This window comes from Brevibacterium sp. RIT 803 (genome assembly GCF_016892625.1).
In the GTDB taxonomy this organism is placed as follows: domain Bacteria; phylum Actinomycetota; class Actinomycetes; order Actinomycetales; family Brevibacteriaceae; genus Brevibacterium.
The window spans coordinates 907,546-922,108 of record NZ_JAFEMW010000001.1 but is presented as its reverse complement, the minus strand read 5'-3'; the positions used below and the strand labels follow the sequence as shown (position 1 = coordinate 922,108).

At 63.4% G+C, this 14,563-nt stretch carries 15 protein-coding genes; 6 read left to right on the top strand and 9 right to left on the bottom strand.

Annotated elements, in window-relative coordinates:
- Positions 1-6: 6 nt before the first annotated feature.
- The 4 genes from JTF07_RS04155 to JTF07_RS04140 form a co-directional block, all read right to left on the bottom strand.
- On the bottom strand, positions 7-492 hold the full coding sequence (locus tag JTF07_RS04155; protein ID WP_204233021.1) for a DoxX family protein: 486 nt from the start codon (positions 490-492) through the stop codon (positions 7-9).
- Positions 493-631: 139 nt separating this feature from the next.
- Positions 632-1,198, bottom strand: coding sequence for an NADPH-dependent FMN reductase (locus tag JTF07_RS04150; protein ID WP_204233020.1), 567 nt, complete (start codon positions 1,196-1,198; stop codon positions 632-634).
- Positions 1,195-2,391, bottom strand: a complete 1,197-nt coding sequence (locus JTF07_RS04145; RefSeq protein WP_204233019.1) for an LLM class flavin-dependent oxidoreductase — start codon at positions 2,389-2,391, stop codon at positions 1,195-1,197. Before JTF07_RS04145 ends, JTF07_RS04150 begins: the two co-directional genes overlap by 4 nt.
- A 92-nt stretch (positions 2,392-2,483) precedes the next feature.
- Positions 2,484-2,933, bottom strand: coding sequence for a MarR family winged helix-turn-helix transcriptional regulator (locus tag JTF07_RS04140; RefSeq protein ID WP_204233018.1), 450 nt, complete (start codon positions 2,931-2,933; stop codon positions 2,484-2,486).
- 213 nt (positions 2,934-3,146) lie between these two features.
- Here JTF07_RS04140 and JTF07_RS04135 point away from each other — a divergent pair, with 213 nt between their 5' ends.
- The 3 genes from JTF07_RS04135 to fdhD are packed head-to-tail and all read left to right on the top strand — an operon-like array spanning position 3,147 to position 6,135.
- Positions 3,147-4,625, top strand: a complete 1,479-nt coding sequence (locus tag JTF07_RS04135) for an FAD-dependent monooxygenase (protein ID WP_353843867.1) — start codon at positions 3,147-3,149, stop codon at positions 4,623-4,625.
- A 59-nt stretch (positions 4,626-4,684) separates the two neighbouring features.
- Positions 4,685-5,236 carry a MogA/MoaB family molybdenum cofactor biosynthesis protein gene (locus JTF07_RS04130; protein WP_204233017.1) on the top strand — a complete coding sequence of 184 codons (552 nt, stop codon included), beginning with the start codon at positions 4,685-4,687 and terminating at the stop codon, positions 5,234-5,236.
- A 5-nt stretch (positions 5,237-5,241) separates the two neighbouring features.
- Complete coding sequence (gene fdhD, locus JTF07_RS04125) at positions 5,242-6,135, top strand: formate dehydrogenase accessory sulfurtransferase FdhD (protein ID WP_204233016.1); 894 nt, start codon at positions 5,242-5,244, stop codon at positions 6,133-6,135.
- 42 nt (positions 6,136-6,177) lie between these two features.
- On the opposite strand, the gene JTF07_RS04120 is transcribed toward fdhD, so the two are convergent.
- Positions 6,178-7,584, bottom strand: a complete 1,407-nt coding sequence (locus tag JTF07_RS04120) for an MBL fold metallo-hydrolase (RefSeq protein ID WP_204233015.1) — start codon at positions 7,582-7,584, stop codon at positions 6,178-6,180.
- A 373-nt stretch (positions 7,585-7,957) separates the two neighbouring features.
- On the opposite strand from JTF07_RS04120, the gene JTF07_RS04115 reads away from it, so the two are divergent.
- The 3 genes from JTF07_RS04115 to JTF07_RS04105 all read left to right on the top strand — a co-directional run bounded on the left by JTF07_RS04115 (position 7,958) and on the right by JTF07_RS04105 (position 11,437).
- Positions 7,958-8,317, top strand: a complete 360-nt coding sequence (locus JTF07_RS04115; RefSeq protein WP_204233014.1) for a hypothetical protein — start codon at positions 7,958-7,960, stop codon at positions 8,315-8,317.
- Positions 8,318-8,427: 110 nt separating this feature from the next.
- Positions 8,428-9,702, top strand: a complete 1,275-nt coding sequence (locus JTF07_RS04110; RefSeq protein ID WP_204233013.1) for an MFS transporter — start codon at positions 8,428-8,430, stop codon at positions 9,700-9,702.
- Between the two features lie 151 nt (positions 9,703-9,853).
- Positions 9,854-11,437 carry an MFS transporter gene (locus tag JTF07_RS04105; RefSeq protein ID WP_204233012.1) on the top strand — a complete coding sequence of 528 codons (1,584 nt, stop codon included), beginning with the start codon at positions 9,854-9,856 and terminating at the stop codon, positions 11,435-11,437.
- A 357-nt stretch (positions 11,438-11,794) separates the two neighbouring features.
- On the opposite strand, the gene JTF07_RS04100 is transcribed toward JTF07_RS04105, so the two are convergent.
- The 4 genes from JTF07_RS04100 to JTF07_RS04085 are packed head-to-tail and all read right to left on the bottom strand — an operon-like array spanning position 11,795 to position 14,533.
- Complete coding sequence (locus tag JTF07_RS04100; protein WP_204233011.1) at positions 11,795-12,550, bottom strand: 4'-phosphopantetheinyl transferase family protein; 756 nt, start codon at positions 12,548-12,550, stop codon at positions 11,795-11,797.
- Entirely contained in the window at positions 12,547-13,347 is an 801-nt protein-coding gene (locus JTF07_RS04095) for an ABC transporter permease (RefSeq protein WP_204233010.1), read from the bottom strand. Before JTF07_RS04095 ends, JTF07_RS04100 begins: the two co-directional genes overlap by 4 nt.
- Complete coding sequence (locus JTF07_RS04090; RefSeq protein ID WP_204233009.1) at positions 13,344-14,327, bottom strand: ATP-binding cassette domain-containing protein; 984 nt, start codon at positions 14,325-14,327, stop codon at positions 13,344-13,346. The genes JTF07_RS04095 and JTF07_RS04090 overlap by 4 nt, the downstream gene beginning before the upstream one ends.
- Positions 14,327-14,533, bottom strand: coding sequence for an MbtH family protein (locus JTF07_RS04085; RefSeq protein WP_096159599.1), 207 nt, complete (start codon positions 14,531-14,533; stop codon positions 14,327-14,329). The genes JTF07_RS04090 and JTF07_RS04085 overlap by 1 nt, the downstream gene beginning before the upstream one ends.
- Positions 14,534-14,563: the final 30 nt, after the last annotated feature.

Sequence of the window (14,563 nt, the reverse complement as noted above, 5' to 3'; positions counted from 1 at the left end):
CGGCGCCTATTCGGCCGGAGCGGAGTCTGCGCTCGTTGCTGCGGCACTCCGCGACTGCTTCGACTTCTTCTTCCCCTTGAGCAGGAACCGGTCGACGCTGAAGCGACCTGGTCCCATGGCGGCCAATAGCAGGGCGCCGGCTGCCAGTGCTGCGACGAGTTCCCAGCCGCCCTGGTCGACGAACGGCACGGGGATCAGGTGGACGATGACCAGTGCCCCGATGAGGTTGGCGGCCAGGAGGATTCCGACGATCGGGGTCAGTGCGCCGAGGATGAGGAGCGCGCCGCCGATGAGCTCGACGAACGTGGCGAACGGGGCCGCGATGTCTGGCAGCGGTACGCCCATCTGTGCGAATGATTGGGTAGTTCCGGCAACGGTCCACTCATTGAACTTCTGCCAGCCGTGGGCGATGAAGATGGCGCCGAGGGCGATCCGAGCGATGACGGTGATGATGTCGCGAGCGATGGTCGGGAATCCGGTCGTGGCGTACACAGCGATCTCCAGGGTTGATTGAAAGTGCAACTACAGGGTATGTGCTGCGCTTGGCAAGACGCTGACAGCAGTTTCGCTTGTCGTCTGAGACAATCGCGGACGGCCGTGGCTGAACACACTGGCCGTCGGAGTCTGATGCTCAGAACCCGTAGGCGGCATCCTTCGCTTCCCTGATCGAGGCGTAAGTCTGTGTGAGCACAAGGGTGTCCTCGACGAGCCGGTCGAGGCGGGCGATGACATCGGTGTTGACGATCTGCTTGCGCAGCAGGTCCTTCTCCTCGACGAACACGTACGGCTGCACAACCTGAGCCTTCATATACGTGAGAATCGGCTGCAGCTGCTGCTGGGGAATGAGATAGTGCTTGGCTGACCCAGCGGTCGCGACCATGGCCACGACCTTGTCGCGGAATGCATTGACCGGCAGCAGGTCGAAGATGTTCTTCAGCGTCGCCGGAATCGAGGCCTGGAAGATCGGCGTGCCGATGATGATGGCATCGGCATCCATGAGGGCCCGGGTGACACGACCGGTATCTCCGGTGTACTCGGTGAAGTTCCGTCCGTCACTGAAGACCATGTCGACCTCGGCGAGGTCGACGAGCGTGGCCTCGACGTCCGGATCCTGGACAATCACCGTCTGAGTGACATGCTCCATGACGGTCCGAGTCTTGGTGCCGACGTTCGAACCCGAGATCGCAACGAGCTTCATCGGGCAGGCTCCTCGGCGGCATGGCGGTTCGCTGCCGAGGCAGACAGGGCAGAAGCGGGCGTCGGTGAGGCCGTGTACTTCTTCAGGGCCGGGATGATCTCAGAACCGATGATCTCGATCTGCTTCATCACCTGGTCATAGGGCATGCCGCCGAAATCCATCTGACCAAGGTAGCGCTGATGGCCGAACACCTCATGCTGGTGCAGCATCTTCTCGACGATCTGCTGGGGGCTGCCGAGGTTGACGATGCTGTGCGGGTCCACCGCCTGGGCGAAGAGCTGCTTGGGCATGCCCTGGCCGTTCGTGCGCTTCATCCCCTCATTGATATGAGGGTAGAGTCCGCGCAAAGCCTCCTGCGAGGTCTCGGCGGCATGGAAGAATCCCGCAGTTGCGATCGGCAGGGCAGCCGGATCGAAGCCTTGGTGGCGTGCCGCCTCCCGGTAGGCATTGACTGTCGGCTTGAACGAGGAAGTGGTGCCGCCCAGATGCGCCATGACCATGGGTACTCCGGCCAGGCCGGCCTTGATCGCACTTGTCGGGGCACCACCCACTGCTCGCCAGATCGGCAGCGGCTCCTGTGCTGGGCGGGGGAGTACCTCGGCGTCGTTCAGGGGCGCACGGAACTGGCCCCTCCAGCTGAGTTTCTGCTCACGATTGATCCGGTTGAGCAACTCGAACTTCTCTTCGAACAGCTCTTCGTAGTCGCGCAGATCATAGCCCAGCAGTTCGAAGAGCCCGACGCGTGAGGCGCGGCCGGCGACGAGTTCGGCCCGACCGCCGGAGATGTGGTCGATCGTGGAGAAGTTCTCGAACACGCGAACCGGGTCCGAGGTGCTCAGGATCGTCGAGGTGCTGCCGATGCGGATGGTGCTCGTCGCCTGGGCGATCGCGCCGAGGATGACGGCGTGGGCCTGTGAGGCGAAGTACTGCTGGTGGCTCTCACCGACGCTGATAAAGTCGAGGCCCGCGTCCTCGGCCGCTTGGGCATAGCCGATGAACTCGCGGATGCGCTCGCCCGCACTGACTCTGGATCCGTCGGCCGGGTTCGGCAGATGATCGCCGAGGCTGTACATCCCGAACTGCAGTCCCTGACCGGAGCTGAATCCCAGGTGATCCATCATGTTGACCGACTCGGTGTGAGCGACGGGTTCGGTGCTGGTGACGGGTTCCGGGTGGTCGGTCGGTGCGGTCATGTCTTCTCCTCAGTGACAGTGGAGTCGGTGCAAGCGTCGACTCCGAAAAGTATCGTTTGCCATGTCAACTGATGTTTCTGGAGAAATATTCCTTAGAGCGCTTCCTCCGTCTCACGACGTGTGACGCTGTGTTCGTAGAGTTTCTTCATCAGCGCATGCAGCTGCGTCTTCTCATCCTCGTCGAGGGCTTCGTCGAAGAGCGCGGATTGGAAGGCCACTTGGGCGGGGTAGGCCGCTTCGAGCCGCTGCCGGCCGGCGTCGGTGAGCGAGATGAACTTCGTCTTCCAATCCTGCTCACGTGAGATCAGCCCCTCGCCTTCGAGGCGAGAGACCATTCGAGAGACACCGCCGCCGGTGACAGTCAGCCCCTTTGCGAGATCCGACTGGGTGACCGGTTCGTAGGCGCGGATATGGCTGAGCATCTCGAACTGGGCGATGGTGAGGTCGAAGCGGCGCAGGTGAGTATTCGACATCTGATTGCTGTTCTGGACGAAGCGGACCATGCGCAGCCAGATCAACGTGCTCAGTGACAGATCTTCCATGGTGCCTCCAGTGCTGTCGGGCCGAGTGTGTCGGCGGTGCTGCCTGATGGTCAATCTACATCGTGGCGAAGTGACAGAAGGTAGCGACAGATGACGAAGGCAAGGAAGTCAAAGTTCCTTGCCTCTATTTCCCTTATAGTGCAGGTGGGGACTTGCGGCAAGGCCCCGTCTGCGGGGCAGACTGGTACCTCGCGTTGAGAGAGTGGAGCAGTTGTGACTGAAGTGATCATCGTCGGTGCCGGGCCGACCGGGTTGATGCTGGCCGCAGAGCTGGCTCTGGCAGGGGTTGACAGCGTTCTTGTCGAGAGACGAGCAAACCAGGACCTGGTCGGAACGCGTGCGCTGGGCCTGCAGTCGCGGACCCTTGAGATGCTCGATCAGCGAGGCATCGTCGATCGGTTCCTGGACGCGGGTCAAATTTCGCAGGTGCTGGGATTCGGAAACACTCGACTCGGCATCATCGATTTTCCATCCCGGCACCCCTACGGCTTGGGGCTGGGACAGCAGCACACCGAACGCATCTTGGCCGAGTGGGTCGGAGAACTCGGGGTGCGAATCGACTACGGTGTCGAAGTCACCGGATTCGATCAGGATCGCGACGGAGTCGATGTCCGGCTCTCCGATGGCCGGATTCTGAGAGCCGACTACATCGTCGGCTGCGACGGCGGACGAAGTCTGATCCGAAAGACTGCAGACATCGACTTCCCTGGCTGGGAGCCGACCATGAGCAGCCTCATCGCCGACGTCGAACTGACCGAGGACCCCGAATGGGGCGTCCACCATCATGAATTCGGTACGCAGGCATTCAGCCAGCTCCCGCACGGTCGGGTGAGCCTCGTCATCTCCGAGAGGCAACCGCAGGAGAACACAGAACCCGACCTCGAGGACCTGCGTGCCGGGCTCATCGATGCGTGGGGGACCGACTTCGGTGTCCGCAATCCCGGCTCGATCAGTCGCTTCACCGACATGGCGCGTCAGGCCGCGAGCTATCGTTCCGGACGGGTGCTGCTGGCTGGAGACTCGGCACACGTCCACTCGCCGGTCGGTGGCCAAGGCCTCAACACCGGCGTCCAAGACGCGGTGAACCTAGGGTGGAAGCTGGCGCGGGTGGTCAAGGGGACGTCGTCAGAGAACCTCCTCAACACCTATCACCGGGAGCGTCACGCCGTCGGGGCTCAGGTCATTCACCATAATCTGGCGCAGACGTCCTTGATGCGGATGGACGACCGCGTCAAAGCCCTCAACGAAGTCATCGACGGCTGGCTTCACATGGACGGACCCCGCAAATCACTTGCCGGTGACCTCTCCGGACTCGCCATCCACTACACAAGCCGAACGGACATCTCCGATGGCGAGGCGCACCCGCTGGTGGGACGCCGCGTGCCCGACTTGGATCTCCACAGCCCGGCAGGGGCATTTCGGACGTACACGCTTCTCCACAGGGGCCGCCCGGTTCTGCTCAACCTCGGCGATCCCAGCGGCATCGACAGCACGACATGGGCGGACCAGGTCGACCGCGTCGACGCGCGCTACTACGGTGAGTGGGACTTGCCGGTGATCGGTAAGGTAACCGCTCCCACCGCCGTGCTCATCCGTCCTGACGGTTATGTGGCGTGGGTCGGGCAGTCCACCTCGAGTGGGCCGAACACGGAGGGCCTGGCAGAGGCGCTCGGATTCTGGTTCGGCCCCTAGCTCTTCGTGGAACAATGGGTGGCAGAGCTCGTGTGTGCGCTGGGAAGAAGGATTGATTCGTGAATAGCCAGAACTCAGCAGTCGGTGAGACTGACGACCTCCTCGGTGAGGGCCGGTCAGCCGCGGTCATCATCGCCTCCACCTCGGCGGCCAGGGGAGAGGCGGCCGATACCACCGGGCCGATCCTCGTCGACTGGCTGCGCACCCGCGGATATGACACTCCCGATGCCATCGTCGTCCGCGACGGCGAGCCCGTCGGCCAGGCGCTGCGCACCCTCCTCGTCGACACTTCCGAACACGAACGCCCACGCATCATCGTCACCAGCGGCGGTACCGGTTTGGCACCTGATGATCGGACCCCGGAATTCACCGCCGAACTCCTCGACCGACAATCCCCGGGGCTCATCTACGCAATGTGGCGCAAGGGTCTGGAGACGACTTCCTCGGCGGTGATGAGTCGCGGAGTCGCCGGCGTTCGCGGCCGCAGCTTCGTCATCAACTTCCCCGGTTCGAAGGGTGGTGTCAGGGACGGCATCACCGTCATCGACGATCTCCTCGAGCACATCCAAACCTCCATCGAGGACACCACCGACCACGGACCACGGGTCTGATCACCATGGCTCAACGCAGGGCAGTTCGTGCCCGAGTCCACAGATTCGACGCCACCGGAGAGATCTCCGCCGGGCCCGACTCCCTGGCTGGGGAGGAGCCGTTGGAGGTCCGCCTCAACGGGGAGCAGTTCTCCGTCACCATGCGCACACCCGGCAACGACATCGAACTTGTGGCCGGCTATCTTCTCTCTGAAGCGATCATCACGACCATGGCCGACATCGAGGAGATCGACTTCTCCACAGGGCTGGCTCCCGATGGGACCCGGAACCACAACGTGGCACAGGTGCGGTTGCGACCCGGAATCTGGAGCGCCGAGGCGGCCCCCGCCCGATCCGTCTACACCTCCTCTTCGTGTGGAATCTGCGGCACCGCGGCCATCGACGCGGTGACGAAGACCTCCGCCTACCCCCTGATCCCAGCGTCCTGCCACCTCGACGAGGATGACGATGAGGAGTACCGGTTCCCGCCCCTGCTTTCGGCAGCGCGCATCGGTGAACTGCCCGAGCGTCTGCGTACTCAGCAGGACGTCTTCGACAAGACCGGGGGAGTCCACGCCGCTGCACTCTTCGCCGTCGGCGAGGACCCGAACGACGAGCCGGAACTCCTGATCGGGCGTGAAGATGTGGGTCGTCACAACGCCGTCGACAAGGTCATCGGCTGGGCGATGTCACACCAGGGATGTGGCCTGCCGCTGAGCCGAACGGTCCTGCAGGTCTCAGCGCGTGCCTCATTCGAGCTGGTGCAGAAGTCGGCAATGGCAGGCATCCCGATGATGTCGGCCGTCAGCGCTCCCTCGGCCCTGGCCGTCGATCATGGCAAGAGCGTGGGCGTGAGTGTCATCGGCTTCAACCGCAGGGGCCGTTTCAATGCCTATTCGTATCCGGAGCGGGTGGCCTGAGCTCCGGCCTGAGCCCCGGCATGCTGAATGTGGCCTATCGGGTCACTGCATCTGGAGCCCCTGCTTCTGCTGAGCCGCCTGCCAGCGAAGATAGCTGCCTTCGAGTTCGATGACTCGGTGCCCGGCTCGCCGCAGAGCGCTGGACGCCACCGAGTTGCGCACCCCGCTCTGGCAGAAGCTGACGATCGTGCCCGAAACTGGCAGTCGATCCTGATGCCAGAGGACTCGGCCTGCACTCAGCTGCTGTGCGCCGGGGATCGTGCCCTGCGCGAATTCCGATGTATTGCGTACATCGAGGAGCATCTCGTAATCAGTCGAGTCGAGGTCCTCCGGCCCCACCAGATCGGGGACAGCTGCGGGGAGTCCGTCGGTGGCGGTGACATAGCCTTCCACTGTGTCGATGCCGACCCGAATGAGGTGACTCCGCAGGTGGTGCGCGGTGTCCGAGCCGTCGGCCAGAAGCACGAGAGGCCGGGGATCGGACTCCGGATCCAGCACCCAGCCCCCATGGACGGCAGGCTTGTTCCAAGCCGGAATGTTGATCGCATCCCGAACCGTGCCCGCGTGGACATCGTGCTGATCCCTGGTGTCGATGACGGTCACAGTGGCGTTCGCCAGGCCCTCGCAGACTGCGGCGACACTCAGTTCTGGCAGCACCGACTGTGGACCGAGAATCGCAGGCCCTTCCAGGTTCTGACGTTTCATGCGACCGAAATAGGACGGAGCATCCGGCTGACCGTCCAAGAGCTCGTCGATGAAACCCTGCTCATCGCCGGCGGCAAGATGGTGGCCCCACCAGGAGAAGCTGCGTTCGTAGCCGACCGTGGTCGTGGGCACGGAGCCCAAGGCCTTGCCACAGGCGCTTCCGGCACCGTGTGCGGGGAGGAGCTGAACGTAGTCGGGCAGCGGCAGCAGCTTTCCTCTCAGGCTCTCGTAGAGCTGCCGGGCGCCCTCAAAGCGGGTGTCGACCCCACCGGCGGCCTCGTCGAGCAGATCCGGTCGCCCCAGATCGCCGACGAAGACGAAGTCGCCGGTGAACATGAACCCGGGCTCCTCCGCTGTGGCGGTGTCGGTCAGCAGGAAGGAGAGATGTTCGGGGGTATGCCCCGGAGTGTGCACCATCTGCAGCACCAAGTTGCCGACGGTGATGGTGTCACCGTCAGTCAAGCGTTCGCCCTCGTAACCGTATTGCCAGTCAGCTCCGCCTTCACCGGACAGATGGGCAGTGGCGCCGGTGGAATCGGCCAATTCTCTGGTACCGGAGAGGAAGTCGGCGTGAATGTGCGTCTCGGTGACGTGGGTGATGCGCATTGACTTGGCTTCGGCCAACTCCAGGTAGGCGCTGATGTCCCGACTGGGGTCGATGACGATGGCATCGCCGGTGGCCTGACATCCGATGAAGTAACTCGCGTGAGAGAGGTCCTCATCGTAGATTCGTTCGAGTAACATGACGCTTCTCCTGTCCGACTGCCAGGGTGAGGCCGCTGCACCGTTGCAGGGCATCGTCGTAGATCCTGTGAGTCAGACCGTGAGCGAGCGCCTCGGGGGTCAGCCATACCCGACAGATGGTCAGAGACTCACCATCAGAATACGCCGCCCGGGCGACGGGGGACAGGCATCAGCGGTCATCTCTTAGTCACGAGACGTCATCGATGTGGTGGGCGCGGCGCGGGGCTTTTGTCAGCTCTGTGGAGAGTCCGTCGGGCCTGAATCCGCCGCGGGAAGGAGCGGCGATTCAGTCTTCAGGGGGAAGTGGCCCGGCAGGTGGGTGCATACGCTGACTTCATGGGCTACCCCGCCCAACTGAGGTAAAGGACTCGCCATGACCGAGGTCACCGTCAACAACAATCATCTGACGATCGTCTTTCCCGGGTGGGAGCGACTGATGGCCGGACGTCGTTTCCATTCCGTACCACTTGATGCGATCCGCACCTCCGAAGTCACTGGGTGGCCGTCGGAGTTTCTGGGTCTGCGATCTGGTCTGAACATCTCCGGCTACCGAAAGCTCGGCACCTATCGGCACCCGAACGGCACACGTCGTCTCGTGGCGATGAAGGCCGGTGAACCGGTGCTGCGCATCCGCTTGACCGACGGCTCCAAGGGCAGGGGATTCGATGAACTGCTCATCTCCACTCCGAACGCCGACGAGGTGAACGCAGCGCTGAACAGGTCACTGAGGTAAGCGCCGCGCTGCACATCTGATCTGACCCCGCTGCTGCCACCAGTCGGACTCATTCCACCGAAATCGCATCGCCGGATAACATGCTGGATTGGGTGTGAGGAGAGCAGTAGGTGAACGGAGCAGAACAACAGGGGCCGAGCAGGGGAATGCTGACGGTCCTGCTGGGCGCTGTCGGTGCCGGACCGCTGCTGCTCTACGGACTCAGTGCTGTCAGCGACTCGATCATCGTCGACCTCGGCATCTCGGAGGCTCAATTCGGTCTCCTGGCCACCGCCTGCTTCGCCTGTGCGGCCATCGGCAACGCCACACTGGCACGTGTCGCCGACAGGCATTCGGACCTGTCCCTCATGATCATTGTGTTCGCACTCGCCGCCGCGGCATTGGCGCTGGTGGCGGTCCCGGCGGGATTCGGAATGCTGCTCGTCGCTGCAGCCCTGTCGGGCATTGCACAGTCCTTCCCCAACGGGGTCACCAACCGGATCCTCCTCGAACGCGTTCCGGTGCAGAAGCGGATCGGCTGGGTGGGAATCAAGCAGTCGGGGGTGCAGGTCAGCCAGCTGGTGGTCAGTGTGGTCTTTCCGCTGCTGGCCGCGGCCGCAGGGTGGCGGGGCGCGGCCCTGGCCATCGCACTCGTCCCGCTCGTCCTTATGGTGATGACCTGGCGTGCGCTGCGTGCCGCACCGCTGTTGGCCGAGACGTCGGCACCGGTTGCCGAATCTGATCCCGGTGAACCCGATCTCGCCGAGGCTGACGACGCCAACGCTGATCCTGCCGCACCGGTGACGCCGGCACCAGCCACCTCGCCGCGGTACCCGGGCATGATGTGGGCACTGGCGGCCTTCGGCCTGCTCAACGGCATCGGGGTCCAGGCAACCAATGTCTATATGCCGCTGTTCTCCGTGCGCGAGTTGGACTTTCCACTCGTGCTCGGCGGTGTCACCGCCGCGGTGGCCGGTGCGATCGGTGTGGCCGCCCGAGTCGGTTGGGCCAGGCAGATGGCCCGCGGTGCTTCCGGGCCTCGCGTGCTGCTGCTTCTTGCGCTCATCGCCGTCACCGGTGCCGCCTTGTTCTTCGCCGCTGGTGTGACCGGCTGGGCGTGGCTGCTGTGGATCGCGGCGGCACTGCACGGCACCTCGGCACTCGGCGTCTCTGTGGTACTCATGAGCGCTCTCATGCGGTCGATTCCCGCGACCGCGATGGCGTCGGCAAGTGGAATGGTCACCGCCGGCATGTTCACCGGGTTCGCGCTCGGCCCTGTTGCCATGGGGTTGTTGGTCAGCTCACCCGGTGGCTTCTCGCTGGGCTGGGCCGTTGTCGGACTGGTCTACCTGCTCTGCGCGCTGCTCGCTGTTGTGCTCATTCGCGCAGCGAACAGAGCAGCCTGATCCGGCCATTGATGCGACTGTTCCGGACAGCGGAGGATACTCTCCCTCAGACAGTCACACCAGGTCTTGTCTGTTGTGTGGAGTCTGCTTAAGCTTCCCGATAGATGGCGCAGACAGGTAGCCGGTGCGAACTGATACAGCGAGGTGTCTGATGAGCAAGGATGTTGAACTCGGAACCATCACAACCGATGTGCCGGCTCGGATAGACCGACTCCCGTGGGCTCGATTTCACTGGATGGTTGTCGTCGGCCTCGGCAGCGTGTGGATCCTCGATGGACTCGAAGTCACAATGGTCGGCAATGTCGCCGCCCGAATGACAGAGGAAGGCAGCGGCATCTCGATGACCGCCGGACAGATCGGCACCGCGGGGGCCATCTACGTGCTGGGGGCGTGCGTCGGCGCCATTGTCTTCGGTCAGCTCACCGACAGGTTCGGTCGCCGCAAACTCTTCCTGATTACCCTTGTCCTCTATCTCGTCGCCACTGTGGCCACGGCGTTCTCCTTCTCACCGTGGTACTTCTTCCTCGTCCGCTTCCTCACTGGTGCCGGAATCGGCGGCGAATACGCGGCCGTGAACTCTGCCATCGATGAACTCATTCCCGCCCGGGTGCGCGGACGCATCGACCTCATCATCAACGGGTCCTACTGGCTCGGTGCTGCCGGCGGTGCCGCGACGACGCTGTTCTTTCTTAACACCGACATCCTGCCGCAGATGATCGGCTGGCGACTCGCCTTCGCCGTCGGCGCACTGCTGTCGATCTTCGTCTTCGTTGTGCGCAAGGACGTGCCGGAGAGTCCACGCTGGCTGTTCATCCACGGACAGCAGGACGAGGCCGAACGCATCGTTGAGAATATCGAGACCGACATCGAGGAAGCGACTCAGGACAAGCTTCCGGCACCGGATCAGACGATCACGATCCGCCAACGCAAGACGATCTCCTTTGCCGAACTGGCGAGGGTCGCATTCAAGCTCTATCCGCGGCGGGCGATTCTTTGCCTGCTCCTCTTCGTCGGTCAGGCCTTCCTCTACAACGGAATCACGTTCAACCTAGGCGGCATCTTCAACGGCTTCTACGGGGTGGCCGCGGCGAGTGTGCCGATCTTCATCATTCTCTGGTCTTTGAGCAACTTCGCCGGGCCCGTTGTCTTGGGCAGGCTCTTCGACACTATCGGACGCAAACCCATGATCGCGTTCAGCTATCTGGGATCAGCGGTCGTTGCAGTGGTCCTCGCGTTCGTCTTCAACGCGGACATCGGCAACGCCTGGGTCTTCCTCATCATTCTCGTCGTCTGCTTCTTCCTCGCCTCCTCCGGCGCCAGCGCCGCGTACCTCACCGTCAGTGAGATATTCCCGATGGAAACCAGGGCCCTGGCGATCGCCTTCTTCTACGCGATCGGCACCGCCGTCGGTGGCATCGCAGGGCCGCTGCTCTTCGGCAACATGATCGAGTCAGGTGACCGGTCGCTGGTCGCGATGGCATTCTGCATAGGCGCAGGGGTCATGGCTCTGGGAGGGGTCGCCGAGATCTTCCTCGGTGTCAAGGCCGAAGGCGCGAACCTCGAGGACATCGCCCGCCCCCTGACAGCCGAGGACGCCGACGAGGCCAAGGATGAGGTCGAGGAGAACAAGTCTTCTGAGGCGGGGGAGGGGAAGGTGCCGCAGAGCCGAAGGCAGAGGCTGCGTCCTGGCCCCGGTTCGGCGGGGATGTACTCCCCGTGGCCATCGGTGTCCTGACGCGATGTCCCACCCGAGGTCTCAGCCAACGAGGTGCAGGGCATCATCGACTACGTCGGCGACATGCAGCCTGTCTCAGAGACGGAGCTCTACCGCGCCATCGGTGCCCGCCATTGGGGCCCGGGGCGTTTCCACTCTTCGGTGCGCGAAGCGATCAGGCAGGGACACCTCCGGCGCAATCGTCGCGGCAGACTGGAATTGACTGCCCATTGAGCGGAAGTGACGGGACTGCACATGCGTCCACAGTAGAATAGGACGCATGCGTAAACGTGTGCTCTTCATCGTCTTGGCCGTCATCGCGGTGCTCGGATTGATCGCCGGTATGCTCACCGGCACCCCCACGTGAGGGCCGCCCCGTCACTGGATGAGAAGGTCCGAGAGGGTCAACGCTGTGACAGGCAGCCGGTCGGCGCAGCTGAGTGCCGCCGCATGAGAAGGACGACAGGGCACGGAAGCCAGGTTCAATCCATCGATGTCCGGATAGTCGGGGGCTCTGATCGACGATGCCCAAGCGCCGCTGCCGTCGAGAGATGACGTTTCCTCACCGGTTCGGACCACTTCGGTTCGCACCACTTCGAGCTTGTTGGGCTCCACACTCAGACCATGTCCAGTCGTCTTCAGCGCAGCTTCCTTGGCTACCCAGAGTTCGAGACGCCTCCGATCTGAGTTCGTGCATTCGGAAGTGCGCTCACTCGGGGCCAGCACATAGTCATCGAATCCGGGGAAGACCTCGCTCGGAAGACCTTCGATGTCGACGCCGATGGGTGAGGACGGCGGCGCGGAGCCGACCAGCACCATCGTTCCCGAACGCGACAGGCTGACTTCTGCGTCCGAGACCTGGGGCTTGCCGTGTGGGCCACCGCAGCTGCGGCAGCAACGCGTGAACTCCAGGTCACCGGCACTGCGAACATCGGCGCCGAGTCGACGAGCAGCGACGAGGCGCAAGGCGAGATGTGCGCAGCGATAGGCGATCCGATCGGATGCGTGGCGCAGGCGATCGGAGCGCTTCACCTCAGCCGGTGAGAGCAGTGAGGCGAGCCATGGGTGAGCCGACTGAGTCTCGCGCACCTCGCTGATGTCGCACACCAGGTACTCGATCCCGGCAGCGGTCATCTCTTGCTGATCCCCCGGTACTGGGACACCGCAACGGTGGAGAAGATCGCAATGACTGCCACGCAGCTGATCACGGCGTAGAGTATCGGGTTGTCTGCCGCCCATCCGGTGCCTGAGGTGTACCCGGCGGGGGAGACATTGCCGAACAGTTCTCGGACGCTGGTTGCCACTGCAGTGACGGGATTCCATGAGGCGATCGCCTGCAGCGGTCCAGGCAGTGAATCGACCGAGACGAAGGCACCGGAGAGGAAGGTGACCGGAAAGAGCCAGATCAGGCCGAGGCTCTGAGCCACCTCGACACTTCGCGCTGTCAATGCGATGAACGCTCCGATCCACGACATGGCGAATCCGAAGAGGAGCAGGAGCAGGATGCCGAGGAGCGCTGACCATGGGCCTTCGGTGATGCGCCACCCGATGATCAGTCCGCAGACCATGGTGACGGCGAGGGAGATCACACCGGTGGCCAAGTCGGAGGTGGTCCGGCCCAGGATGACTGCCACGCGGGACATCGGCAGCGATCGGAACCGGTCGATGAGCCCCAGCTGAAGGTCCTTGGCGAGGTAGACGGCTGTGAATGAGGAGTTGAAGGTCAGCGTCTGGGCCAAGATTCCCCCGATGAGGAACTCCCGATAGGGTGCGCCGCCCAGGCTGCCGCCGAAGACGAATGCGAGCAGGAACACGAAGATCACCGGTTGCACGACGCCGGTGACCAGGGCTCCGGGGGTTCGACCCACGTTGAGGAGATTGCGCCAGGCGATGACGGAGCTGTCGCGTGCCGCCGAGGTGATGGTGCTCATGCTCCCACCTCGACTTCCGACTGCGGCTGAGGCGATGGTTCCGCACTGGCCGGGCTTCCAGTCAGCTCCAGGAAGACGTCGTCGAGCGTCGGACGGCACAGTGCCGCCTCGGTGACGAGGACACCGGCTCGGTCCAGGGCGCCGAGCACCTCCAGCAGAGTCTTCTGTCCCTGCGGGGCCGGGACTGTGAGGCGCTGACCCGTGGAATCGCGCTGCGGTGTGACCGAGCCTCCGAGGATACGCTCGACGATGCGCAGAGTCTCGGCGAGGAGATCGGGGCTGGCCAGAGTCAGTGCGATGCGTTCGGCGCCGAGGCTGACCTTGAGTTCGTTCGAGGTCCCCTCTGCGATGACTCGACCGGAGTCGATGACGGCGATGCGATCCGCCAGCTGATCGGCCTCCTCCAGGTATTGGGTCGTCAGCAGCACGGTGGTCCCTTGGCCGACAAGAGTGGAGATGACGTCCCAGGTGTCCAGCCTGCCTCGTGGGTCGAGGCCGGTGGTGGGCTCGTCGAGAATCACCACCGGTGGCCTGTAGACCAGAGCCGAGGCCAGGTCGAGACGCCGTCGCATGCCACCCGAATAGGCGCCTGCTCGTTTGTCTCTGACGTCGACGAGGGCGAACTCCCTGAGCAGTTCGCGCGCTCGAGCTCGCGACTCGGTGCGGCTCATCCCGTAGAGGCGGGCGACCATGAGGAGGTTCTCGTAGCCGGTGAGCTTCTCATCGACTGCCGCATACTGTCCGGACAGTCCGATGCTGCGGCGCACGGCGGTGGGATCGGCTGTCACCGAGTTCCCCGCGACGATCGCGTCTCCGGAGTCGGGACGGATCAGCGTCGACAGAACCTTGACCGTGGTGGTCTTGCCTGCCCCATTGGGCCCCAGCAACCCGAAGATCTGTCCCTGGTCGACCTGCAGATCGATTCCGTCCAAGGCTCTGAAGCTGCCGTAGTTCTTCCTCAGCTGGTCAATGCGGATCACTATGACGCGATCTCGGCGAGCCGGCGCGGAGTGATGTCCGTCCAATTCGCCTCGACGAATTCGAGGCATTCATCGCGTTGAGCCGGGCCGAAGGCGATGACCCACCCAGCGGGCGCATCGGCGAACGTCGGCCAGAGGGAATGCTGTTGGAGGTCGTTGACGAGTACACGGAAAGTGGCTGTGGTGTCATCAAAGGGGTTTTGCACTTTTCCTCATCTCCTGTCGATTGCTGGTGA

Excerpts from the sequence above, each read along its gene's own strand:
- JTF07_RS04150 (WP_204233020.1), bottom strand. The coding sequence starts at position 1,198 with ATGAAGCTCGTTGCGATCTCGGGTTCGAACGTCGGCACCAAGACTCGG.
- JTF07_RS04145 (WP_204233019.1), bottom strand. The coding sequence starts at position 2,391 with ATGACCGCACCGACCGACCACCCGGAACCCGTCACCAGCACCGAACCC.
- JTF07_RS04140 (WP_204233018.1), bottom strand. The coding sequence starts at position 2,933 with ATGGAAGATCTGTCACTGAGCACGTTGATCTGGCTGCGCATGGTCCGC.
- fdhD (WP_204233016.1), top strand. The coding sequence starts at position 5,242 with ATGGCTCAACGCAGGGCAGTTCGTGCCCGAGTCCACAGATTCGACGCC.
- JTF07_RS04120 (WP_204233015.1), bottom strand. The coding sequence starts at position 7,584 with ATGTTACTCGAACGAATCTACGATGAGGACCTCTCTCACGCGAGTTAC.
- JTF07_RS04115 (WP_204233014.1), top strand. The coding sequence starts at position 7,958 with ATGACCGAGGTCACCGTCAACAACAATCATCTGACGATCGTCTTTCCC.
- JTF07_RS04105 (WP_204233012.1), top strand. The coding sequence starts at position 9,854 with ATGAGCAAGGATGTTGAACTCGGAACCATCACAACCGATGTGCCGGCT.
- JTF07_RS04100 (WP_204233011.1), bottom strand. The coding sequence starts at position 12,550 with ATGACCGCTGCCGGGATCGAGTACCTGGTGTGCGACATCAGCGAGGTG.
- JTF07_RS04095 (WP_204233010.1), bottom strand. The coding sequence starts at position 13,347 with ATGAGCACCATCACCTCGGCGGCACGCGACAGCTCCGTCATCGCCTGG.